23 protein-coding genes and 1 pseudogene are annotated in these 22713 nt (G+C 32.9%); 16 read left to right on the top strand and 8 right to left on the bottom strand.

The window, feature by feature from the left end; all coding sequences use genetic code 11:
• Positions 1-3: 3 nt before the first annotated feature.
• The 5 genes from AAHN03_RS00575 to AAHN03_RS00595 all read left to right on the top strand — a co-directional run bounded on the left by AAHN03_RS00575 (position 4) and on the right by AAHN03_RS00595 (position 5738).
• Positions 4-1002, top strand: coding sequence for an FKBP-type peptidyl-prolyl cis-trans isomerase (locus AAHN03_RS00575; protein WP_342278758.1), 999 nt, complete (start codon positions 4-6; stop codon positions 1000-1002).
• An 11-nt stretch (positions 1003-1013) separates the two neighbouring features.
• A complete protein-coding gene (gene thyX, locus AAHN03_RS00580; RefSeq protein ID WP_342278759.1) occupies positions 1014-1907 on the top strand; it encodes an FAD-dependent thymidylate synthase in 894 nt (297 codons plus the stop codon).
• A gap of 11 nt (positions 1908-1918) precedes the next feature.
• Positions 1919-2650, top strand: coding sequence for an N-acetylmuramoyl-L-alanine amidase (locus AAHN03_RS00585; protein ID WP_342278760.1), 732 nt, complete (start codon positions 1919-1921; stop codon positions 2648-2650).
• 319 nt (positions 2651-2969) lie between these two features.
• The gene (locus AAHN03_RS00590; protein ID WP_342278647.1) at positions 2970-4577 is read left to right on the top strand and encodes an IS1634 family transposase; all 1608 of its coding nucleotides are present in this window, start codon (positions 2970-2972) and stop codon (positions 4575-4577) included.
• A gap of 99 nt (positions 4578-4676) precedes the next feature.
• Positions 4677-5738 (top strand): IS110 family transposase, encoded by a 1062-nt coding sequence (locus AAHN03_RS00595; protein WP_342278589.1) that lies wholly within the window; start codon positions 4677-4679, stop codon positions 5736-5738.
• 571 nt (positions 5739-6309) lie between these two features.
• Here the strand turns inward: AAHN03_RS00595 and AAHN03_RS00600 are convergent.
• Positions 6310-7626 carry a porin gene (locus AAHN03_RS00600; RefSeq protein WP_342278761.1) on the bottom strand — a complete coding sequence of 439 codons (1317 nt, stop codon included), beginning with the start codon at positions 7624-7626 and terminating at the stop codon, positions 6310-6312.
• 346 nt (positions 7627-7972) lie between these two features.
• Here AAHN03_RS00600 and rimP point away from each other — a divergent pair, with 346 nt between their 5' ends.
• The 6 genes from rimP (at position 7973) to AAHN03_RS00630 (ending at position 14475) form a co-directional block, all read left to right on the top strand.
• On the top strand, positions 7973-8461 hold the full coding sequence (rimP, locus tag AAHN03_RS00605) for a ribosome maturation factor RimP (protein WP_342279221.1): 489 nt from the start codon (positions 7973-7975) through the stop codon (positions 8459-8461).
• 294 nt (positions 8462-8755) lie between these two features.
• Positions 8756-10252: a transcription termination factor NusA gene (gene nusA / locus AAHN03_RS00610; protein WP_342278762.1), complete on the top strand. Its 1497-nt coding sequence runs from the start codon at positions 8756-8758 to the stop codon at positions 10250-10252.
• Positions 10253-11122: 870 nt separating this feature from the next.
• On the top strand, positions 11123-13621 hold the full coding sequence (gene infB / locus AAHN03_RS00615) for a translation initiation factor IF-2 (RefSeq protein ID WP_342278763.1): 2499 nt from the start codon (positions 11123-11125) through the stop codon (positions 13619-13621).
• Positions 13622-14017, top strand: a complete 396-nt coding sequence (gene rbfA, locus AAHN03_RS00620) for a 30S ribosome-binding factor RbfA (protein WP_341763196.1) — start codon at positions 13622-13624, stop codon at positions 14015-14017.
• Between the two features lie 7 nt (positions 14018-14024).
• Positions 14025-14177 (top strand): hypothetical protein, encoded by a 153-nt coding sequence (locus AAHN03_RS00625; RefSeq protein ID WP_342278764.1) that lies wholly within the window; start codon positions 14025-14027, stop codon positions 14175-14177.
• Positions 14155-14475 carry a GNAT family N-acetyltransferase gene (locus tag AAHN03_RS00630; protein ID WP_342278765.1) on the top strand — a complete coding sequence of 107 codons (321 nt, stop codon included), beginning with the start codon at positions 14155-14157 and terminating at the stop codon, positions 14473-14475. The genes AAHN03_RS00625 and AAHN03_RS00630 overlap by 23 nt, the downstream gene beginning before the upstream one ends.
• 44 nt (positions 14476-14519) lie before the next feature.
• Here AAHN03_RS00630 and AAHN03_RS00635 read toward each other — a convergent pair whose 3' ends face one another.
• The 4 genes from AAHN03_RS00635 to AAHN03_RS00650 form a co-directional block, all read right to left on the bottom strand.
• Entirely contained in the window at positions 14520-15080 is a 561-nt protein-coding gene (locus AAHN03_RS00635; RefSeq protein ID WP_342278766.1) for a DUF4143 domain-containing protein, read from the bottom strand.
• A 418-nt stretch (positions 15081-15498) separates the two neighbouring features.
• Positions 15499-16560, bottom strand: a complete 1062-nt coding sequence (locus AAHN03_RS00640) for an IS110 family transposase (protein ID WP_342278767.1) — start codon at positions 16558-16560, stop codon at positions 15499-15501.
• 145 nt (positions 16561-16705) lie between these two features.
• Entirely contained in the window at positions 16706-16867 is a 162-nt protein-coding gene (locus AAHN03_RS00645; RefSeq protein ID WP_341761148.1) for a hypothetical protein, read from the bottom strand.
• Positions 16860-17516 carry an AAA family ATPase gene (locus AAHN03_RS00650; protein ID WP_342278768.1) on the bottom strand — a complete coding sequence of 219 codons (657 nt, stop codon included), beginning with the start codon at positions 17514-17516 and terminating at the stop codon, positions 16860-16862. Before AAHN03_RS00650 ends, AAHN03_RS00645 begins: the two co-directional genes overlap by 8 nt.
• 211 nt (positions 17517-17727) lie before the next feature.
• Between AAHN03_RS00650 and AAHN03_RS00655 the strand changes: the two are divergent.
• Positions 17728-17927, top strand: a pseudogene (locus AAHN03_RS00655) (DDE-type integrase/transposase/recombinase); the annotation flags it as partial.
• Positions 17928-18014: 87 nt separating this feature from the next.
• Here AAHN03_RS00655 and AAHN03_RS00660 read toward each other — a convergent pair.
• Positions 18015-18368 carry a hypothetical protein gene (locus AAHN03_RS00660; protein ID WP_341762149.1) on the bottom strand — a complete coding sequence of 118 codons (354 nt, stop codon included), beginning with the start codon at positions 18366-18368 and terminating at the stop codon, positions 18015-18017.
• A gap of 335 nt (positions 18369-18703) precedes the next feature.
• On the opposite strand from AAHN03_RS00660, the gene AAHN03_RS00665 reads away from it, so the two are divergent.
• The 4 genes from AAHN03_RS00665 to AAHN03_RS00680 all read left to right on the top strand — a co-directional run bounded on the left by AAHN03_RS00665 (position 18704) and on the right by AAHN03_RS00680 (position 21510).
• Positions 18704-19462, top strand: coding sequence for a hypothetical protein (locus AAHN03_RS00665; protein WP_342278769.1), 759 nt, complete (start codon positions 18704-18706; stop codon positions 19460-19462).
• Between the two features lie 43 nt (positions 19463-19505).
• A complete protein-coding gene (locus AAHN03_RS00670; protein ID WP_342278770.1) occupies positions 19506-20237 on the top strand; it encodes a LuxR C-terminal-related transcriptional regulator in 732 nt (243 codons plus the stop codon).
• Between the two features lie 31 nt (positions 20238-20268).
• Positions 20269-20442 (top strand): hypothetical protein, encoded by a 174-nt coding sequence (locus tag AAHN03_RS00675; RefSeq protein ID WP_342278771.1) that lies wholly within the window; start codon positions 20269-20271, stop codon positions 20440-20442.
• A gap of 63 nt (positions 20443-20505) precedes the next feature.
• Positions 20506-21510, top strand: coding sequence for an MFS transporter (locus AAHN03_RS00680; RefSeq protein ID WP_342278772.1), 1005 nt, complete (start codon positions 20506-20508; stop codon positions 21508-21510).
• A gap of 139 nt (positions 21511-21649) precedes the next feature.
• Here AAHN03_RS00680 and AAHN03_RS07615 read toward each other — a convergent pair whose 3' ends face one another.
• Together AAHN03_RS07615 and AAHN03_RS00685 are read right to left on the bottom strand one after the other, a co-directional pair.
• Entirely contained in the window at positions 21650-21889 is a 240-nt protein-coding gene (locus tag AAHN03_RS07615; protein ID WP_410521366.1) for a transposase, read from the bottom strand.
• Positions 21820-22053, bottom strand: coding sequence for a hypothetical protein (locus AAHN03_RS00685; protein WP_342278773.1), 234 nt, complete (start codon positions 22051-22053; stop codon positions 21820-21822). The genes AAHN03_RS07615 and AAHN03_RS00685 overlap by 70 nt, the downstream gene beginning before the upstream one ends.
• Between the last annotated feature and the right edge of the window lie 660 nt (positions 22054-22713).

Genomic DNA, 22713 nt, shown 5'->3' on the forward strand with positions numbered 1-22713 from the left:
TATATGAAAAAAGCTTTAAGTCTTATAATTGCTGCAGCAATTATTTACTCTATTGTCCAAATGAAGATGCTTTCTCCTCCTGAGGATAAAGACCCTAAAGTTCAGACAACTAATGATGCTGAAAATAATAAAAATACTAAAGCTGCTCCTGAACAAGCAAATATACCATTAACTGGTAATTTTCTTGAAAAAACTGTTTCAAAGGTTTTGATAAATGCTCTTAAGACAGAAGAAGGTCGACTATTTTTTGAGCATTTACTACAACCAACGAACAAACCTATTACTGATGGTAAATATACTATAGAGGTTAATAGAGACTTAATACAACCAATGTTTAAGATTAATAGCTTTGGTAATGGGACTAAAGGACCAGCTACTTGTGGTCACGTAGTCACATTACGTTATCAATTATTGGATATTAACAATAATTTACTTAGCGAAAATACCAAGACCTTTACACTTGGTTCTAGAGCGATCATGCTAGGTCTTGATTCTGTAGTAGTAGGTATGATGGTTGGACAAACAAGACAAGCGGTGCTTCCTGCAAAATATGCATATTATAACCAGCAATATAAAGAAGAAGATAGAGATCATGATGCACCTTATAGAGTTAATATTGTCTTAAATTCAATATTACCTAATAATTTTGTTGATAGTAATGAAGTAAAGATATTTGATGATGAAATAGCTTATAGAATGCCATTATTATGCGGAGATAAAGTAGGGGTTGACGTAAAGATTACTAAACTATCGAATGGTCAGGTAATTTATGATTCAGTACAGAAAGGTAAGAAATTAGATATAAAAATTGGTGATATTAATTATCCATTAATCGTTTCATATGCTCTACATGGTAAAGTGCCAGTTGGCACTAGAACAGTAATTGCCAAAGGTAAGTCATTTAAGGCACTTGGTTCTAATATCAACAAAATGCTTAATCAAGATAAGATTCCTATGGATGAATATTTGATGCTGGAATTAACAAATTTTCAAACAGAATAATAGAGAAAAGAATGCACGACAATAATTACAAGACAAAAAGAGCTACAGTACCAGCTCTAGAAGAATTATTATTTGAACCCATAAAAATACTAGATCATGGCTTTATCAGAATTATTGATTATATGGGTGATGATAGTAGCATCGTCCAAGCAGCACGAGTATCATATGGTAAAGGTACAAAACAACTAAGCCAAGATAAAGGTTTAATCAATTACCTAATGCGTCACCACCATACAACACCATTTGAAATGTGTGATATCAAATTTCATATTAAACTGCCTATTTTCGTTGCAAGACAATGGATACGTCACAGAACCGCTAGTGTTAATGAATATTCAGCTAGATATTCTATATTAGAAAATGAATTTTATTTACCAGAAAAACAGAATCTTGCTGCTCAATCCACAATAAATAAACAAGGAAGAAGTGATGAAGAAATTCCAAAAGAAATTGCAGATAAAGTCTTAGTGCTATTAGAAAAAGATGCTAAACTATGCTATCAGCATTATACTGAAATGATGAACCAGGATGAACATGGCAATATTATCGATGAAAATACTATAGGTATTACTAGGGAACTTGCGAGAATGAATTTAACCTTAAACTATTATACAGAATGGTATTGGAAAATTAATTTACATAATCTATTACATTTTTTACTGTTACGTGGGGATTCTCATGCTCAATATGAAATCAGAGTATATGCAGAGAAAATGCTAGAAATAGTAAAAGCTTGGGTACCTTTCACTTATGATGCTTTCGAGGAATATAGGCTAGGAGGAAATAATATTTCTAAAAAAGGACTTGCTGTTATAAAAAAACTACTCAATAATGAAGAAATTACTCAAGAATCTAGTGGCATAAACAAAAGAGAATGGGATGAATTAATGCAACTTATAAAATAGGTATTATAAAAATGATTACAATTGATAGAACAACCTACCGAGCCCCATCTTTTAATGAGAGAGTTAGATTTTTGGTACTGCATTACACTAACGAAAACTTAGAAGGATCCCTAAGAGACCTGCTAGGTTCGAAAGTTAGTGTACACTATCTAGTTTCTGACTCTAATCCGAATCATATATTCCAATTAGTGGAAGAGTCTAGACGAGCTTGGGATGTTGGTGTTAGTGGTTGGCAGGGGCGTCAGAATCTCAATGATACTTCTATAGGTATTGAAATAGTAAATCTTGGCGATACTAAAGATTCTCAAGGAAATATTCATTGGTATCCTTATCCCGAAGACCAAATTACAGCGGTAATGGAGCTTTGTCAGAATATTATAGCTCGTTATGATATTAACCCCACTTGTGTAATTGGTCATTCTGATGCTGCTCCGGGAAGGAAACAAGACCCAGGTCCCCTATTTCCATGGAAACAATTATATGATAATAATATCGGAGCTTGGTATGATCAAGATACTGTTAATGCTCTAATGCCCAAGGTAGATCTGTCTAATGTAAAGTTAATCCAAGAACAATTTAGCAAATATGGTTATGTGTTGCAGCCGACAGGAATAATTGATCAACAGACAACGGATGTTGTAGTATCGTTCCAAATGCATTTCCGCCCAAAGAATTTTTCTGGAATATTAGATGTCGAGACCGTGGCAATTTTAGAAGCATTATTACAAAAATATCTTATGTAAAAAAGCTGTCATTCCTGCGAAACATTTGTTGCGTAGATCACTAGTGTGTAATCGTCATAGCAAGGCTCTTTAGGTGCCGTGGCGATCTAGTGAAGTGAGGCGTAATACTGCATAAAGATTGCCACGTCGCTGCTATCGCAGCTCCTCGCTAATAGACGATTGCGGTGTCTATAGGTGCATCGCGACTTATCTTCGAGAGGGAGAAGTGTTTGAAGAGGTAGGAAAGTAAGGTTTATAAGGATTTTGCTATAAGATTTGTAGTCATGTAAATGATATTTTTTATTTGACAATGCTGGAATTTAGAGATATAATCTCTTTCATGTATATTACAACTGTTCCAAATAGAAATTCTCGTCCTGCAATATTGCTTCGTACCTCTTATCGCGAAGACGGGAAAGTATTAAATAAAACCCTAGCTAACTTAACTAACTGGGATGATTTACGCATTGAGGCTTTTAAGAAGATGCTGAAAGGTGAATTTGATGGTTTAGATGGTGTTCCTGAGGTTGGTGAAAGTTTTGGGACTATTTTTCTACTAAAAAGAATTGCTGATGAAATTGGTATTACTAAGGCTCTTGGTACTAGAAGCAAAGAAGCTTTATTGAGTCTATTTTTGGTTTTAGCACGCTTTGCTCACCAAGGGTCTAGACTTTCCAGCGTGAAATGGGCGAAATCGCATGCGATATCTGATGTATTATCTGTCGATTCATTTGATGAAACCCATTTATATCAGGCTCTAGAATGGTTAGAAGAGAACCAAGAAAAGATCGAATTAAAATTATTTAAAACTTATCAAAAGAAAAATAACAAGCCGCCTGTTATGCTTTTATATGACGTCACTTCCAGCTATTTCGAAGGAACAGAGAATGAACTTGCGGAATATGGGTACAATCGGGATAAAAAGAAGGGTAAAAAGCAAATAGTGATTGGTCTATTAACTGATGATCATGGCGAACCTTTGGCTGTTAGAGTTTTTAAGGGTAATAGTGCTGATCCTTCTACCATTTATGAGCAGATTGAACTAGTAAAATCTAATTTTGGTATTAAGAATATAGTCTTTGTTGGTGATAAAGGAATGATTAAGGGGACAGGCAAAGAAGCCCTGACCAAAGAAGGGTGGGACTATATTACAACCTTAAGTAAAGTTGATATTGAAAGCTTAGAGAAAAGCGGAGTTTTGCAATATAGTTTTTTTGAAGAACAGCTATGCGAAGTAACCAGTAATGGTAAAAGATATATTTTAAGGAAAAATGGTTCTATAGCCCGAAAAGTTGAGTTTGATAGGAATACCCGAGTTGAAAAATTGGTTGCAAAGATTGAAGAGCGTAATATATATGTATCAACCCATAAGAAAGCAAAGCCAGAACTTGGTTTAAATAATATTCAAAAAATTGCCAAAGAATGGCGGATAGATAAATTTATCAACCTAAAATTAGATGGCAACCAAATAGTGGTTGAAATTGATCAAGATAAGAAAAAAGAGTTGTTTGCTCTTGATGGTTGTTATGCGATTGAAACACAGATTGAAATTAAACTGATGAGTAAAGAATTGGTTGATAAAGCTTACCATAATTTACATGAAGTAGAATCGAATTTTAGCAGTATGAAGACAGGATTACTCGAAGTAAGACCGATCTTTTTAAGGAAAAGCAACAGAACGAAGGGACATGTATTTGTTTGTATGTTGGCATTAAAAATATGGCACTATATGAAAAATAAGTTGAAACAAGGTTGCGGCGTAACCAAGGATGGTAAATATAATGTGACCATTGAGGAAGCATTAAGAGAGCTAGATAAAGTATGTTTTTTATATTACACAATCAAGGGTTGCAAAGTTATAAGATTACCAAAATTAAGCGAGTTTCAACAAAATTTATTCAATTTATTTGATTTAACGATGCCCCAAATGACAAAATCTGCAAAATGATAAAATAATGGTATGGACCTCCTGATATACAGAATGAAAAGCAGTTGCTAATCTTCTAAAGTTAATATTAAATATTAAAATAACAATCAGGAGGCTAAGATGGAAGTTACCACAATTGGTATAGATATTGCAAAAAGAATTTTCCAAATTCATGGTGTAGATAAAAATGGTAAGACGGTATTAAAGAAAAAATTAATGAGAGATCAAGTTTTAACATTTATGGCTAATTTACCAAAATGTTTGGTAGGGATGGAAGCTTGCGGCGGAGCTAGTTACTGGGCAAGAGAAATAACTAAATTGGGGCATATAGTAAAACTAATGGCTCCACAATTTGTCAAACCGTATGTTAAAACTAATAAAAACGATCAAGCTGACGCTGAAGCTATATGTGAAGCAGTAACAAGACCAAATATGAGGTTTGTACCAATTAAAACTGTAGAACAACAAGATATTTTGTCAATTCATCGGGTAAGAGAGAGATTGGTAAAAAACCGTACGGCACTTGCGAATGAAATTAGAGGATTATTACATGAATTTGGTTTTATTATTCCTCAAGGGATCAATAAGGTTGTAACAAAATTAACTGAGATTTTAGATGAAGGAAATTTGAGTCAGCTAGGTTACCAAACATTTAGTGAACTGAAAGAGGAATTTTTGGATAATGACAAAAAAATAAAAGAGATAGAAAAAAGATTAAAAATAATAGCTAGCAACTTAACTCAATATCAACGATTAACAGCTATACTTGGTCTTGGTTTAATTACTGCTACTGCTTTAATAGCATCAATAGGTAATGCTACAAGTTTTGAGAATGGTAGGCAATTATCGGCATGGCTTGGATTAGTGCCAAGGCAGCATTCCAGTGGAGGGAAAGATAAGTTGCTTGGAATTAGCAAGCGAGGTGATGTTTACTTGCGTACTCTATTGATCCAAGGAGCTAGAGCTGTACTAAATGCCAAGATAAGATTTACATCGGAAGAACAAAAATCTAAAAAAGATTTTAGCAAATTTACGCAGTGGATGTTTAATTTATCTGAGCGAAATGGACATAATAAAACAGTAGTTGCTGTAGCTAATAAACTGGCAAGAGTGGTGTTTGCAGTACTAAGGTCAGGGGATGATTATGTAGAGAGTAAAGTTTGTAGCACAGAGCTATTATAATTAACATAAAATAAAATAAATAGTGGTTTATTAATTAATAGGTAAACAAAGAATATGTAAGAGATTCCAACCCGGAATATGCGTGAGATAATAATATTGATGGTAAATAAGACAAACCTTAGCTTACAAAAAAACTGATGACTACAATGGCTCTTTGAAGCCGATAAAATGATAAGTATATAGTAAATTTGTAAGCCAGCGAATTCCATCAGGGCTGTAGGATAAATTACACATAATTTATTAACTATAAGCCGGATACATGTATGCATTTGCATTTTTGCTATTAGATGTTATTTTTTTCTTGCATTTTACAGGAGGTTCATACATGTAGTCAGTAACGAGAATTTAATTCTACACTCCACTCGTCGTATAATACTCACGTTCTATAGCATAATTTCTGCTCATATTTATCTCGAAGATGAGTCGCGATGACGATTACACAAAAAATGTAGGGTACTATGGTCATTCTCCTGCTTCGGTGCAGAGCCTAAAATAACTTAACACAACTTATCTTGGTCATTTTTTTAGATTCCGCACTGAAGCAGGAATGACAACGAAGGCTTATTAAAGGTTAAAATTTAAGCTTTGCACCAATAAGAGCAACTGTACCTTTGGTTTTTTTCTTAGGAGCTTCAATAAGGTAAACTGGCTTACCCTTAGCTTGGAAATAAGAGATTTCAGCATAAGGCAACAAGCCTGGGGTTATCTTATATTCAGTACCTAGGCTTACTGTATCCACCGTATTTTTATACTTTAGTGATTTAAAATAGGAAAGACTTGTTTTTATAGGACCTTGCCCATAGGCAATTGTACCATTATAATATTTCGTATCACGACCAACTTTATGGTAAGTTTTTGAAGTCAAACTTTTACCTAAACTACCATAAGAACCAGCACAAGAAATATTACCATAAGTTAAGACTGCACCTAAATTGTAAGCGTTTAGATCTGATAGCTTGTTGCTAGATAGTATCTTTCCATTAGGATCTAATACTATAAGTTTGCGAGCTGGTTTGGCATGTTCTCCTGTAACACCAACTTCTACTGCCATATCATCTAAAATCTCATACTTATAGGATATCCCTGCAGAAATCGCATCTTTGACATTGTAATTATAAATTACTGTATCACCTTTACCACCATCTATACCAGGTAGTTCTACTTCAGTTATACCAGTCTTTAATGTACTGCGACCCGTTTTACTATCTAAATTTTTTATATTACGATGACCACCAGTATTTGCTGAATCAGGAATATAAGAAATACCAAACTGAAAGCCTTGCATCTCTGGTGTATAATAAGATACTTTTCTAGCTGGCTCTGTTCCTTTATTTATGTCATCGAAGCCATTGGTAAATGAGTCTATGACAGAGGGTGGGACTACCTCAAATTGTGGCTTCATACCTTTATATTGCATACTGCTATCGTCTAGTGATACATACTTACTCCAACCAAAACCACAACTAGCTGCTGCAACTTTAGCACCACTAATACCCATCTTATTTGCAGCATCATAAGGAGAGCCTAGCTCTACTTTACCATAATCTGTCTCTAAGAATATGAAAGAGCCATTGACACTTGCAGAACCCTTTGGTTTAGTTGTTGGTAGTAAAACCATTTTAACTCCAGCTATTACATCATTAAATTCTTGCTTAGCAGTGGCAGAGAAAGCTGCTTCACTATAAAATCCAAGCTTTTTCTTATTATCAGTAATATATTTACTTTGTTCTGACGACAATTTGCCTTGAGTACTATAACCAGCTTGGAAACCAAAAAACCCTTCTAATTTTATTTCAGTATCTGAAGCAGCTTCAGCTGAAGGAGTAGAACTGCTAAAGGCTGTGCTAGACAAACAAGAGACACAAAGCAACATTATTAATTTTTTCATAGTAATACCAAAACTCTTTATTCATTATTCATTATGTTCTTTATTATGTTCTTTATTATGTAGTCGAGTTCATTGAACATAATACATTTCTATTTTAGAGTATTTATAGCAGAAGATAAACCATAATGTAACAAATTTTTGTAAATAACTATGATTTAGTCAGACAAATTTTATTATTTTAATGGTAAAATTACAACTAATATAACATTTTTTTTAATTGTTGCTAATATCATAAAAATATTGTATTCTAGCTTTGCGGGTTGAAATTTTTGTAAATAAAGTTGAAAAAACAAAGGTGGGGTTAACCCCACCTTTTTTATTAAAATCTTTAAATATTTATGTTGTAATGCAAACTATAGAGCAACAAATTATTGATGCGGTGCAAGATAACCTGAAAGATGTTGGTTTCGACTTAGTAAAAGTAACTTTAAAGGGTTCAACCCATAAAGTACTTGAAATATTAATAGATAGGTTGGATGGTGAAAAGGTTACTATAATAGATTGTCGGAATAGCAGTAGAATTATCTCATCCCTTTTAGATGTTGAAGATATAATTAGTGATAAATATTTTTTAGAAGTTTCTTCAGCAGGTATTGAACGCCCATTAATAAAATTTGAAGATTATACTAGATTCCTCGGTAGGGAGGCTACCATAAAATTAAAAGAATTATTAAATGGTCAAACTCGATATCAGGGAAAGATAGTTAAAGCTGAAGATAATAAAATTCATCTGAATAACCATGGTGAAGACATAGTGTTTTCATTTGATATGATAAAAAAAGCCTCTTTGGTATTAACAGATGAAATGTTTAGGAATTTAATGAATAAAAAATAGACTTCTTGGAGAATTTGCTTCTGCTAGGGAATTTGTAGGAGGATCAAAACCTCGACCCACAGCGTACTCAAATTCCGTTATGGATTCGAGTCTAGTATACTCAAATGATTTGAAGAATTGGATTTGAAAATAGACTTCCTGCAGAATTCGCTTTTGCTGAGAAATTTGTAGGAGACAGGGAATCTCGACCCGCAGCGTACTCAAATGTACGTGAGGAGCAGAGTACCGGTATCACGCACAAATTACCAGTAGCAAGTAGATGCAAGAAGTTTAACATTAAAAGGCAGTGAATTTATGATTAATATTGGTAACATAGAAATTCTGCAGATCATAGATTCTGTAGCTAGAGAAAAGAATCTTCCTAAGGAAGCACTACTTTCGGCAATGGAACAGGCTGTACAGATTGCAGGACGCAGAAAATATGGAAATGAACATAATATAAAAGCTGAGATTGATAGGAAAAATGGTAATATTAATCTTTTTAGAATCCTTGATGTAGTGGATGATGTGGAGAATTATTTTACTCAAATTTCTTTAAAGGATGCTGTTGAAAAGAAAGTCGATGCTAAAATTGGCGATGAGATTTATGAATTTTTACCGCCTATTGATCTTGGACGTGTTGCAGCTCAGGCAGCTAAGCAAATAATAATACAACGCGTTGGTGAAGCGGAAAGAGAAAAACAATATGAAGATTTTAAAGATAAGAAAGGTGAGATTTTAAACGGCACTGTTAAGAGAGTAGAGTTTAATAATATCATAGTTGACCTTGGTGGTCGTGCTGAAGCAATGATTAAAAAGGAGCAGCTCATTAGAGGAGAAAGCTTTAAGGTTAATGATCGTATTAAAGCTTATGTACAAGACGTAAGATTATCGTCTAAAGGGTCACAAATTTTTCTATCTAGAACTGACGACCAAATGCTAATAAAATTATTTGAATTAGAGATTCCAGAGATTTATGATAATATAATTGAATTGCGAGCTATAGCTCGTGATCCTGGATCAAAGGCAAAAGTTGCAGTCTTTGCTTCTGACTCCAGTGTTGATCCTATAGGTTCATGTGTAGGAATTAGAGGTAATAGGATTAAGGCTATTACTAATGAACTTAATGGCGAAAAAATAGATGTAATATTATGGAGCAAGAATATTGCCCAATTTATTATGAATGCACTTGCTCCTGCAGAAATTGCAAAAATTGTTATTGATGAAGATAAGAATATAGTTGATGTAGTTGTGTCTCAAGATAATTTGAGTCTTGCAATTGGTAGAAGAGGTCAAAATGTTCGTTTAGCCTCTAAACTTACTGGCTGGAATATTAATGTAATGACGGAAGATCAAGAATCCAAACGGAGAAATGATGAGTTTTGCTCTGCTACTGAGTTATTTATGGAGACCTTAGATGTTGAAGAAGTGATAGCACAACTGTTATCTGCACAAGGTTTTACCTCTCTAGAACAGTTAGCTTCCAGTAAAATTGAAACTTTAATGAATATTGAAGGCTTTGAAGAAGAATTAGCAACTGAGATAAGAGAACGAGCAATAAATTATGTAAATGCTAAAAATGAAAAAATTATTATTAAACTCGAAGCTTTAGGTGTTGAACAAGAATTAATTGATGTATTGGATTTACAACCAGAATTCATATTAAAATTAGCTGAGTATGGTGTAAAGACTATAGAAGATTTGGGAGAGTTGACAGTTAATGAATTTAAATCATTAGTGCCTAATTCTAACATGGTAGATGATGATATAGAATTATTGATTAGTACAGCTCGTACTCGTGAAGATGAATAAATTTAAGCAACCTCAGTATCAATCCTGACAGGGGATGCTACCACAACTGTTGAAAGTTAAAAAGCCGTCATCGCGATGAGCTTTGTAAGCCCTAAACCGTCATTGCGAGGAGTCGCTGTAAGCGACGACGTGGCAATCTTGTGAAGAAGAGCTTACTTCATGAGATCGCCACGGCGTCTATCGACGCCTCGCGATGACATTTTTTAACTTTCAACAGTTGTGGGGATGCTACCTAAACTACTTAAGTTGCCATGTGCGTAAACGAGGATCTAAAATGTTTAATTAGTTGTCAGTCAAAGCAAGAAAATTTTAAAAAATTTAGCATTAAGTATTAGTGCTAAGAATTTTATTGATATACTGAAGAACTACTAGCAAAATTAGCCATTTCTAATAACAGAAACTTGGTAATTTAATTTTGGGTAAAGAAAAAATTAACAATTCCCTTAAAAAAAATGGTATTATAGTGTAAGCATGAGATGCAAGTCAAGTGCAAGAGAAAATCTAATAGACCTCTTGCATCATTCTACTTCTACTGGTAATTTGTGTGTGATACCGGTACTCTGCTCCTCACGTACTCTAGAGTACGTTGCGGGTCAAGGTTTCGTGTCTCCTACAAATTCCCTAACAGAAGTGAATTCTACAAAAGGTCTAATGATAAATTAGAAATTTGTAAATTATTCGATATACTCAAATGATTTGAAGAATGGAGACAACAAACAAGGGGTGAGTGTACCTTACTATTCCCCACAAATATTTGCAGAAGCCAATTCTTTAAAGCAGAAGAGTATATCTGTTAATCATTAATCACATAGCAAAATTATTTAAAAAACTTTATCACAAATATAATTGCTATTTAAAGGTTTAATATTTATGACGAATAACCAAGAACCTAAACCAAAGAAACTAACACTTGGTGGTCCTAAACTATCGCTTAGTAAGCCAACCCAACCCACCAATGTTACTAGAGGTTTTGTTAGTTCTGCAAAAACAATTGTAGAAGTTAGGAAGAGTAGCACTCCAGCTAATACTTTGTCTTTTAACAAACTTTGGTCTAGTGGTTCTACTTCTCAAGGCGGCGAATCTACTGCTGGAGAAGAATTTAACAGACGCTTAACTATTTTAAAAAAAGCAGCAGAAGATGCAAAATCTCAGAGTACTGATAGTAAGATTAGCACTCTGAGTAAACTTGCAACTATCAATCAACCTGTGAAAAAAGACTATATAGACGATATTGAAGAAAATGTTCAGGATGAGTTACAAGATATCGAAAATGATTCTGAAATACCACCTACTACATTAGCACCTACATCTTCACAGGATAACAACCCATCCAAGTCTTTTGTTAGATCAACACTGATTGATTCTCAGAGTAATTTTGGCGTTGCACCTGAAGATGTTTTTGGGGTGGATAAGACTGGTGATAATAAAATAGTAGTACCAAAGGTTAAAGTTGAGGAGTCTAAAAAATTAAAAAAGGCAGATATCTTCAATATGCTTGACGCAGATGGAAGCGATAATACTGGTAGAACTAGAAGCCTTGCATCAATAAAAAGAGCTAGAGAAAAAGAAAAACGTAAAGCCGAGCAACAAACACCAAATAAAGTATACAGGGAAGTTATTATTCCGGAAGCTATTTCTGTAGGAGATCTAGCCAATAAAATGTCTGAGCGAGCCACAGATGTTATAAAAGAATTGATGAAGCTCGGTATTATGGCTACAACCATCCAAACAATTGATGCAGATACAGCAGAGCTTGTTGCTACGACCTTAGGGCATACAGTAAAAAGGGTTCAAGAGTCCGATGTTGAAAATATATTGATTAGTGAAGCTGATAAGGAAGAAGATTTAAAGCATAGGGCTCCTATTGTAACGATTATGGGACATGTCGACCACGGTAAAACTTCGTTACTTGATGCTTTAAAGTCAACTGATTTGGCAAGTCAGGAAACAGGTGGGATTACCCAGCATATTGGTGCTTATCGAGTTACCTTGGCTGATGGTAGGGCTATTACTTTCATTGATACTCCAGGACATGAAGCGTTTTCAGATATGAGAACTAGAGGGGCAAAGGTAACAGATATAGTGGTTATAGTAGTTGCTGCAGATGATGGAATAAAGCCGCAAACGATTGAAGCAATTAATCACGCTAAAGCGGCAAATGTTCCTATAATCGTTGCAATAAATAAGATAGATAAACCGGATATTAATCTTGACCGAATTAAAAATGATCTATTAATTTATGATTTAGTTAGTGAAGAGTTGGGAGGTGATACTATAATTGTACCAATTTCAGCTTTAAAGAAAACTAATTTAGATAAGTTAGAAGAGGCTATATTATTGGTTGCAGAAATGCAGGATCTTAAGGCTAACTTTAGCGGACTCACTGCTGGGGTAGTCATAGAGGCAAGAGTTGATAAAGGTAAAGGAGCGGTTGCTACTATATTGGTACAACGTGGTATTCTAAGAAATGGAGATATAGTAGTTGCTGGAACGAAATATGGTAGAATTAAGAGGATGAATAATGATAAAGGATTAGATCTTACCGAGGCAGAACCAACTTTACCAGTAGAGATTTATGGTTTAAATGAAGTTCCGCGAGCAGGAGATCAGTTTAATGTAGTGCAGAATGAAAAGCAGGCTAGAGATATTGTAGAGTATCGTGAACGCCTTGCAAAAGAAAAGAAAATTTCTGTTACCCAAAGATCAACTCTAGAAGAATTATTCCTAAAAGCCTCCGGTAATAGCGGTATGATAAAAGAGTTACCGATAATTGTTAAAGGTGATGTGCAAGGTTCAATTGAAGCAATTATCACTAGTCTATTAAAGTTGCCAAATGATGAAGTTCGTTTAAAGATTTTACATCATGCAGTAGGTGGAATATTGGAGTCAGATGTTACTTTAGCTAAAGCATCCAACGCTATTATTGTTGGTTTTAACGTTAGAACTAATAATAATGCTTTAGCTATGGCAGAAAAAGAAAAAGTGGATATTAGATATTATTCCATTATCTATAATTTGTTAGATGATATTAAATCAATAATGAGTGGTATGCTTTCACCAATTATTCGTGAACAATATATTGGTACAGCAGAGATTAGACAGCTATTCACTGTCTCAAAAGTTGGTAAAGTTGCAGGTAGTTATGTTACCAAGGGTACTATTAAAAGAGGTGTTGGAGTTCGCTTGTTACGAGATAATATTGTTATTCACGAAGGAAAACTTAAGACTCTAAAACGTTTTAAAGATGATGTCAAAGAAGTTCACGAGAATTTTGAATGTGGTATCGCTTTTGAAAATTATGATGATATAAAAGAAGGTGATATAGTAGAAGTCTTCGAAATTATTGAAGAAAAAAAACAATTATTGTAAATGCAAAAACTTTCTGATAAAGACAAGTCACAAAATAGGTCACAAAGGCAAAAAAAAGTGGCAATATTAATAAATGAAGCATTAGTGGAAGTACTAAGGCGTGGTAAGATGTTAGATGAACGTCTGATTAATTGTCCAGTAACTATTACTAAAGTCTTAGTTACTTCTGATTTAAAAGTAGCAGATTGTTACTTTTTACCATTTAATACTACTTTTAATGAGATACAACTTACTGAGTCTTTAAATAATTCGAAATATGCTATAAGAAACTTTATAACTGCTAAAATTAATTTAAAATATTCACCAGAAATTCGTTTTCATTATGATCACGGATTTGATAATGCTTACAAAGTTGAGGAGTTATTGAAGCAAGTTGAAACTAATCGAGTGAACTAGGATTACAATGAATCAAAACCTTACCCATCGCAAAGCCACAATTGCTGATTTAAGAACAATTGTTAACCTTCTTTTAGAAGATGAACTTGGACAAACAAGAGAACAGTTTTCAGCAGAATTGGATCAAGCTTATATTGATGCGTTCTACAAGTATAGATAGTGATCCAAATCAATATTTGATGATAGTTGAAATGAATAAAGAAATAGTTGGCACTTGCCATTTGACTATCATGCCATCGCTAACTTTCATAGGTTCAACTAGGATGCAAATTGAAGCTGTTCGTATCTCAGAAAAGTATAGAGGACAACATTTTGGTGAATGGATGATGAGTATTGCCATGAAATATGGCAAATCACAAAAGGTGTCTCGATTGTTCAGCTTACAACTAATAAAAAACGTCCAAGAGCCAAACAGTTCTATGAAAGACTTGGTTTTGAAGCAACACATGAAGGAATGAAATTATATAACTCTAATGAATAATAGTGTTATTATTTTAAATATTCACTTAAAAATCTCATGATTCCATAATTTTTTTAAAAACTCTTCTATTGGCAGTATATTTATTTCTCGATTATCTAGGCATATTTTCCTTGAATTATCTTCTAAGCAAACTACATATCCTTGATCCACTTGATGCTCTTCCATAAAAGATTTTATACTTTTTATTTCAGTTTTATGAACATTCGAAGATATTTTTACTTCAATTGGTAATGGCTTACCAGTAATAGTGCTAATTATAAAATCCACTTCTACGCCTGTCTTAGTACGCCAATAATTTATACGATGATCTAAATCATTTAGGTTTATATATGCTTGTAACTCAGTAAATACGTAATGTTCTAAAGCCCTTCCTGCTTCTGATCCTTTGGTATTATTAAAATGATTTTGGCTAATACTACTTGCAACGCCTACATCAAAAAAATAAAATTTAGGATTAGATGATATAATTTCTCTACTAATTTTTTTTTGATAGGGATAAACTAAATATCCTACCAAACTATCAACCAATATTTGGTAATATTCTTTAACTGTTTTAGCATCAATAGAACAATCGCGACTCATCTTCGAGATAAATATGAGCAGAAATTATGCTATAGAACGTGAGTATTATGCGACGAGTGGAGTGTAGAATTAAATTCTCGTTACTGACTACATGTATGAACCTCCTGTAAAATGCAAGAAAAAAATAACATCTAATAGCAAAAATGCAAATGCATACATGTATCCGGCTTATAGTTAATAAATTATGTGTAATTTATCCTACAGACCTGATGGAATTCGCTGGCTTACAAATTTACTATATACTTATCATTTTATCGGCTTCAAAGAGCCATTGTAGTCATCAGTTTCTTTGTAAGCTAAGGTTTGTCTTATTTACCATCAATATTATTATCTCACGCATATTCCGGGTTGGAATCTTTTACATATTCTTTGTTTACCTATTAATTAATAAACCACTATTTATTTTATTTTATGTTAATTATAATAGCTCTGTGCTACAAACTTTACTCTCTACATAATCATCCCCTGACCTTAGTACTGCAAACACCACTCTTGCCAGTTTATTAGCTACAGCAACTACTGTTTTATTATGTCCATTTCGCTCAGATAAATTAAACATCCACTGCGTAAATTTGCTAAAATCTTTTTTAGATTTTTGTTCTTCCAATGTAAATCTTATCTTGGCATTTAGTACAGCTCTAGCTCCTTGGATCAATAGAGTACGCAAGTAAACATCACCTCGCTTGCTAATTCCAAGCAACTTATCTTTCCCTCCACTGGAATGCTGCCTTGGCACTAATCCAAACCATGCCGATAATTGCCTACCATTCTCAAAACTTGTAGCATTACCTATTGATGCTATTAAAGCAGTAGCAGTAATTAAACCAAGACCAGGTATAGCTGTTAATCGTTGATATTGAGTTAAGTTGCTAGCTATTATTTTTAATCTTTTTTCTATCTCTTTTATTTTTTTGTCATTATCCAAAAATTCCTCTTTCAGTTCACTAAATGTTTGATAACCCAGCTGGCTTAAATTTCCTTCATCTGAAATCTCGGTTAATTTTGTCATAACCTTATTGATCCCTTGAGGAATAATAAAACCAAATTCATGTAGTAGACCCCTAATTTCATTAGCAAGGGCAGTACGATTTTTTACCAATCTCTCTCTTACTCGATGAATTGATAAAATATCTTGTTGTTCTACAGTTCTAATTGGTACAAACCTCATATTTGGTCTTGTTACCGCTTCACATATAGCTTCTGCATCAGCTTGATCATTTTTATTAGTTTTAACATACGGTTTGACAAATTGTGCTGCCATTAGTTTTACTGTATGCCCCAATTTAGTTATTTCTCTTGCCCAGTAACTAGCTCCGCCGCAAGCTTCCATCCCTACCAAACATTTTGGTAAATTAGCCATAAATGTTAAAACTTGATCTCTCATTAATTTTTTCTTTAATACCGTCTTACCATTTTTATCTACACCATGAATTTGGAAAATTCTTTTTGCAATATCTATACCAATTGTGGTAACTTCCATCTTAGCATCCTGATTGTTATTTTAATATTTAATATTAACTTTAGAAGATTAGCAACTGCTTTTCATTCTGTATATCAGGAGATCCATACCATTATTTTTTCACCTATGGAATTTTATAATAAAGAAATACTGATAAAAGTGTACTTTAATGACAAGAGTTTTTATTTGAAACAAAACAATGGTAATACACATAAGAAGCATTATGTTGACTAATTTTTAGTATGTCAAGTAGAAAAGTGATGTTTACATGACTACAAACTTCATGCCAAAACCACTGCAAACCTGATTCTTTAGACGTTTTAAGCACTTTTTTGTCTCGAAGATGAGTCGCGAGCTATGTTAGAATAATTCACTAGTTCGCCAGAGGAGAAAGCCGTGCTATCTATAAATCTACTAAACGCTGTAATATTTCTTACCAGTCCCTCAGCCCGAATCTCATTAGTTAAATAATCCTCAACATATGCTTTTAGTAATTTACGAGGATTATTACTGATAAAATGCGATGGAATTAAGCCATTATTAAATATTTTTAAAAGATCAAAATCCTCCTTCACCTCAGGGTATACTAATGGAAAAAAATTATATTTTATTGCTCTACCGCCTAATAAATTTGTACCATATGCTCTTAATTTTCTACTACTTGAACCACATAAAATAAAATAACTATCCGTATTTTCTATGAGCCAATGTATTTCATCAAGTAACGCTGGTACTTTTTGTATTTCATCTACTATTATAGGAAGATCAAGCTTAGCTGAGTGTAGTGCTAATACTTCTTCTCTAAAATTTGATGGTTGTTTTAGATACTTAAAATATAAGTCAGTTTTTAATAGATCATAATATATTGAATTAGGGTATAGGTTTTTTAAGTAAGTTGATTTTCCTACTTTTCTAGCTCCCCATAAGAAAGCTGTTTGCTTGTGATTTAAGTTTAATTTGAAATATCTTGTATACATATAGGTTTACTATTTAGGAGTAAAGTCCATATTTATTGATCAATCTTAATTTCTCTAATCTTTTATATCTTCCATTCTTGCAACTATACTCAAATGATTTGAAGAATTGGATTTGAAAATGAATGGTGAGAAGGCGTAGCGTACATATGGTATAGTTACGCATGCAAATCCATGATATTTTCAAAAAACAATTCGTAGGAGCAGAAGAGTATATCTGAATAATATAGTTGAATAAGACCACCGCTTTATCAAGAAACGAGCTAAACCAATGCTTGGTTTAAAATTTTTTGTTCTGCTGCGGTTACTATCACTGATATAGAAAATATTCGTATGATTCAAAAAAGACAAATTACTGGAGCTAATAATAATTTTTCTACTTTTGAAAATTTTGTTATGCTCATGGCATCATAATGTCCAAAATCTGAGGTTTTACGATTCTCGCTAGACCACGATTTACAGATGTGACAGAATCAACTGGGGTTAGTTAGTTAATGTTAATTATTTTTGTTCCTTGGTCTGTGGCGTAGTATTGCTAGAGCTAGTAAATACTTTACACTCGTCAAGTAGTGTTTTAAGATTGACATTTATGTCTTCTAACTGAAAGGTAGCATGTAATATATGATGTTCTTTCTTAACTGTACTATTAGCTAGCTCTGTACTCTTTTGATATAGAGCTACTATTTCATCTTGTGCTTTGATGTAGACGTTAGAAAAATTATTGCAAATAACCTTGATGTCACTACAGGTTGATCTGATTTGATTAAGCCATTTGACCGAGAGTAGTATTAATAATATCTGTCCGATGATTAGGCTAAATACTCCAATGACCAAGGCTAATATTTGGTAATTCATGTTCTACTTCCTTTATTTGCTAATGTTATGTTTGTCCGCATAGCCTGTTGTAAGCCTAGATAAGGTCGGCTGATTGATTGCTACTATAAATATTTATTTTAATCATTTAGTAAATCCTATTTATTACTTTACTTAATATTAGAAAAAATATTATTATAACTTTATAATCATAATTTCACGGTAAATAATAGTCTGATTTTTTACTGTGGAGTTATATACTGATGTATTAATTACTACAGTATTTTTTACGGTATTGATTTGAGTTGATTTTTTACATATTATTTATGTATAAAGTTAGTCATCCGATAATTAAAAAATAATTTTGAGGTATAATTATGGAATTTCAAGTACAGGATTTAAGAAAATGCTCTATGTCATATGCAACTGTTAGGAGTTTAATTAAAAAGTCATTCTTCTTTTTTGTTATAGTTTGGCTTGTACTTGCTTATAGTAGTGGAACATTAGCAGCAGGAAAAAATAATAATATAAAAGAATATGGGATTGTTATATTACTAGAAGAAAAATGTGTAAGAGTAGCTGAGAAACTAAATCAGGATATTGCAAAAATATTAAGTCATTTAACTAATGTTAAAAATTATTGGCATGTTACCTTATATCACGGAGCATATGAAACAAAAGATTTACAACAAATATATGACAAAATTAAAGGACTAAAACTCCAACCTTTTACCTTAAACTTTAGTAATATTTACTCTACTGCAGATAGGTGGATAGACTTAGGGGCAGAAAAAACTAAATATCTTCAGGAATTACACGCATCAATCGTTCATTTAGCTAGCCCTTTCCACAAACATCCGTTAGCTCGCTCTAAAGATGTTTATAAAGATATGTCAAATGTTCAACGTGAACAAGTCGATAATTATGGCGTTAGTGGAGTTTTGGAGTTATATAATCCTCATATGACGTTGTTTTACCAATACCCACCAAGGCTTGAATTACAGGATACTGCAAAGAGAGTAGCAGTCTCTTTCAAAGAAAATATGGTATGTAAAGCCTCCAAGATTATTATAGGAGAACTAGGATATAATGGTAATATTGAAAAAATAGTTTATAGTGTAGAGGTGTCCAACTAAGTGTCCAGCTAATTATAACAACAAAATATTCGTGTAACAAATTATGTTGAAGCCTGTCCAAGATAAAAGCTCAGTACAAAATACATCAATAATTTGTAGTAAACAAAACGATTTAAAATCTGAATTTGCTTCTATAGTAAATGTACCTAGCTTTGTTATCGCTAAAGACATCAATTCTAAGTATTCCGTTATTAGTAAAGATTATGCTCTACTACTGGGTTGGAAGAGTCCAGACCACTGCGTTGATTTAACAGATTTTGACATACCTTGTGAAGCCGTAAAAGCAGCTGAGCAATTTATAACCCTTGATCAGAAAGTTATCGAGACTGCTAAGGCAATATTAAGCGTATATATTTGCAATTATTCATCTGGCTGGAAAACCTTAATGAGTCATAAGATCCCCATACAACAAGAAGATGGGAAAATCACTGGGATATTTGGTCAAGTTATGGACATATCTAACACTAATATGTTTAATTGGTATCTAGCATTAAATCAATTTGATAAAAAATTTATAAATTCGCAGGATAAACCTATAATTTATATTTTAAATCAGGAGCATTCTCCTCTTCCTTTAAGCAAAAAACAACAAGAATGTGTATTCTTATTGTTACGTGGTAAATCCATGAAAGAAATCGCCACTATATTAAACCTGTCAGTACGTACTGTGGAATCATACTTTGCGATAATCAAATTAAAGTTAGGGTGCAGTAATAAATCTCAACTTATAGAAAAAGCAATTAATAGTGGTTTCCTACATTACATTCCAAATTAGTATTATTCTTGTGTCTAAAAAATAAGTTTCTATGAAAAAAATTGTTTTAACCTGTATGATTGGCAACGCATTGGAATGGTATGATTTTATTTTATATGCTCAGTTTGCTTATATACTAAAACAAAAATTTTTGCCAGATAGTTCTATTAGTGAAATACTGACTTTTGCAATATTTGCAGCTGGGTTTGTGGTAAGACCGCTTTGAGGAATTATTTTTGGTAATATTGGTGACAAATTTGGGAGACGTATTTCCTTGGTTATAGGTATTTTGACAATGGTAGTTCCCACTACCATAATAGGATTACTACCTAGTTATAATTCAATTGGTTTAGTTGCTCCAATAATTTTAACTATAGTACGGTTAGTTCAGGGATTTTCATTAGGTGGGGAATTTAGTGGTTGCGTTATTTACCTTACAGAACATGCACCAGCAAATAACAGGGGTATAATTGGAAGTATTGTATATATTAGTCAATGCTTAGGAATGTTGTTAGGGATAATAATTGCTTATTTACTCAGTTCCTTGTTATCAAAAGAAGATTTATGGTCTTTTGGGTGGCGATTACCTTTTATTAGTAGTTTTTTTGTTGGTATGATAGGAATGTACATAAGAAATAGCATTTCAGAAACCCCAATATATGCCAAGGTAAGAGATTGTGGACTAGTCTTACAATACCCTTTGCGAGAACTACTATTAAACTATAAGAAAAAACTTTGGTTAGCAATAGGTCTTTATATTAATGTTACAGCACCTTTCTATGCTGCAACTATTTTCATTCCAAACTACATGTTGTCCCTTGGATATAGCCAAACTGAATGCTCAACATTAGGAAGCTTAACTTTAGTTACCATGATCATTACTTTTCCTATTACTGCCTACATCTCAGATAAGATAGGACGCAAACCTGTAATTCTTTTTAGTTGCCTAGCACTTATAATACTCACCTACCCAATTTTTCTCATGATAAATACTAAATCTTATTATCTTGCAACTACAGCACAAATTTTATTTGCTGTAATAGTAGCATTTCATATGGGTGCAATACCAACGATTCTAGTGGAACTATTTCCAACTAGTGTTCGTTTTACAGGAGTAGCACTATCATGCAACATAAGTGCAGCAATATTTGGAGGGACAGTCCCTATGATTGGTGCTTGGATATATCAGGTTACAGGAGATAGATTAGCGATGTCTTATTATTTAACCTTCCTAGCTATTTTAGCTATTTTTATAATATTTTTTTACAAAGAAACATATAAAAATATAATATAAGTTTTAACGATACCGTCAAGTTAACTGAAAAACGCCAATTTTAACAAAATTTTCGGTCTGTAAGCAGCATAGTATCGTTCACAAAATACTCATTTTTTGTTAAATTCAAGTTAACTTGACGGTGGGTTCTGATACTGTCTTAAGAGTCAAGGGCTAAAATAGGATTAAAGATAGAATTATTTTTAATTATTCCAAAGACAATATGTAATAATTTACGCATAATAGCAACAATAATAACCTTAGTAGGTTTACCCTTACTAGATAGCTTTTGGGTAAATTGTTTAAATATAGGGTTATGATTTTTAGCTACTATAGCAGGAAAGTATAGTGCTTTACGTAGTTTAGCTGAACCAATCTTTGATATAGCACTTTTCCAAATACTCTATGTTTAGGTGTAAGTCCTGCATAAGTAGCAAACTCCCTAGTACTATCTAATTCTTTACTTTCATGAATTCTCACTAATAAATGATCATCAGGTATCATGCACCTTAAGCTAACTCTATCACAGCTCACACCTTCTTGATCAGATTTATAACCCTGCATCTTTACACCTGCATTTAAGCATAAAAATACATCTTATTTCTTATCTTAACTTTCTTCCACTCCTTCTTATGACTTTTTCAACAGCCCGGAGTTTAATCTTACATATTACTAACCATCATACCCTAAAACTAGACTAGAACGTTCTATGGATGGATCATCTATGGAATAGTTAGCGTTCTTGGTAACTTTGCAATTTTTACTTTTTTCCTAAAAATACCATCTGATTTAAAGCATTTCTAAAGTAACAAATTTTAAATCCATATAACAACTGTATCACTTCTTAAAACAGCCTTATGTTATGCCTTTCAACCAATAAACTAATTTTTTTAGCCAAATCCACCTATTTTGCTGAGCTATTTGGTGTTGATATATTTTGACTTGTTTGTTCTTTTAGTAGTTTACTTTTTTCTTCTATTGAATTAAGAAAGAAATAAGTGAAGGTTAGGAAAGCAACTAAAAGAGGTATAAATACAAAGAGAATTGCCTTTAGTTTCCTAGCTGATTCTTCACGATCCAGTCGTTTTTCTCTTTCTTCTTCTGTTTCAACAAATTTACTATCGGTATTTCTCCAGTATCTAAATTATCTTTTGACATTTCTATAATCTAAAAATCGCATTAGTTGTCTAGTATTATAACATAGTAGCATAATATTATTATTTT

The sequence above is a fragment of the Candidatus Tisiphia endosymbiont of Myopa tessellatipennis genome (assembly GCF_964031105.1).
Classification (GTDB): Bacteria; Pseudomonadota; Alphaproteobacteria; order Rickettsiales; family Rickettsiaceae; genus Tisiphia.

Bases quoted from the DNA above. Each gene is read 5' to 3' on its own strand.
- AAHN03_RS00635 (WP_342278766.1), bottom strand. From the start codon at position 15,080: ATGAGTCGCGATTGTTCTATTGATGCTAAAACAGTTAAAGAATATTAC.
- AAHN03_RS00575 (WP_342278758.1), top strand. From the start codon at position 4: ATGAAAAAAGCTTTAAGTCTTATAATTGCTGCAGCAATTATTTACTCT.
- AAHN03_RS00585 (WP_342278760.1), top strand. From the start codon at position 1,919: ATGATTACAATTGATAGAACAACCTACCGAGCCCCATCTTTTAATGAG.
- AAHN03_RS00650 (WP_342278768.1), bottom strand. From the start codon at position 17,516: ATGTATACAAGATATTTCAAATTAAACTTAAATCACAAGCAAACAGCT.
- AAHN03_RS00595 (WP_342278589.1), top strand. From the start codon at position 4,677: ATGGAAGTTACCACAATTGGTATAGATATTGCAAAAAGAATTTTCCAA.
- AAHN03_RS00590 (WP_342278647.1), top strand. From the start codon at position 2,970: ATGTATATTACAACTGTTCCAAATAGAAATTCTCGTCCTGCAATATTG.
- AAHN03_RS00665 (WP_342278769.1), top strand. From the start codon at position 18,704: ATGGAATTTCAAGTACAGGATTTAAGAAAATGCTCTATGTCATATGCA.
- thyX (WP_342278759.1), top strand. From the start codon at position 1,014: ATGCACGACAATAATTACAAGACAAAAAGAGCTACAGTACCAGCTCTA.
- AAHN03_RS00685 (WP_342278773.1), bottom strand. From the start codon at position 22,053: ATGCAGGGTTATAAATCTGATCAAGAAGGTGTGAGCTGTGATAGAGTT.
- rimP (WP_342279221.1), top strand. From the start codon at position 7,973: ATGCAAACTATAGAGCAACAAATTATTGATGCGGTGCAAGATAACCTG.
- AAHN03_RS00675 (WP_342278771.1), top strand. From the start codon at position 20,269: ATGAAAAAAATTGTTTTAACCTGTATGATTGGCAACGCATTGGAATGG.
- AAHN03_RS00670 (WP_342278770.1), top strand. From the start codon at position 19,506: ATGTTGAAGCCTGTCCAAGATAAAAGCTCAGTACAAAATACATCAATA.
- AAHN03_RS00660 (WP_341762149.1), bottom strand. From the start codon at position 18,368: ATGAATTACCAAATATTAGCCTTGGTCATTGGAGTATTTAGCCTAATC.
- rbfA (WP_341763196.1), top strand. From the start codon at position 13,622: ATGCAAAAACTTTCTGATAAAGACAAGTCACAAAATAGGTCACAAAGG.
- AAHN03_RS00640 (WP_342278767.1), bottom strand. From the start codon at position 16,560: ATGGAAGTTACCACAATTGGTATAGATATTGCAAAAAGAATTTTCCAA.
- AAHN03_RS00625 (WP_342278764.1), top strand. From the start codon at position 14,025: ATGAATCAAAACCTTACCCATCGCAAAGCCACAATTGCTGATTTAAGA.
- infB (WP_342278763.1), top strand. From the start codon at position 11,123: ATGACGAATAACCAAGAACCTAAACCAAAGAAACTAACACTTGGTGGT.
- AAHN03_RS00630 (WP_342278765.1), top strand. From the start codon at position 14,155: ATGCGTTCTACAAGTATAGATAGTGATCCAAATCAATATTTGATGATA.
- nusA (WP_342278762.1), top strand. From the start codon at position 8,756: ATGATTAATATTGGTAACATAGAAATTCTGCAGATCATAGATTCTGTA.
- AAHN03_RS00600 (WP_342278761.1), bottom strand. From the start codon at position 7,626: ATGAAAAAATTAATAATGTTGCTTTGTGTCTCTTGTTTGTCTAGCACA.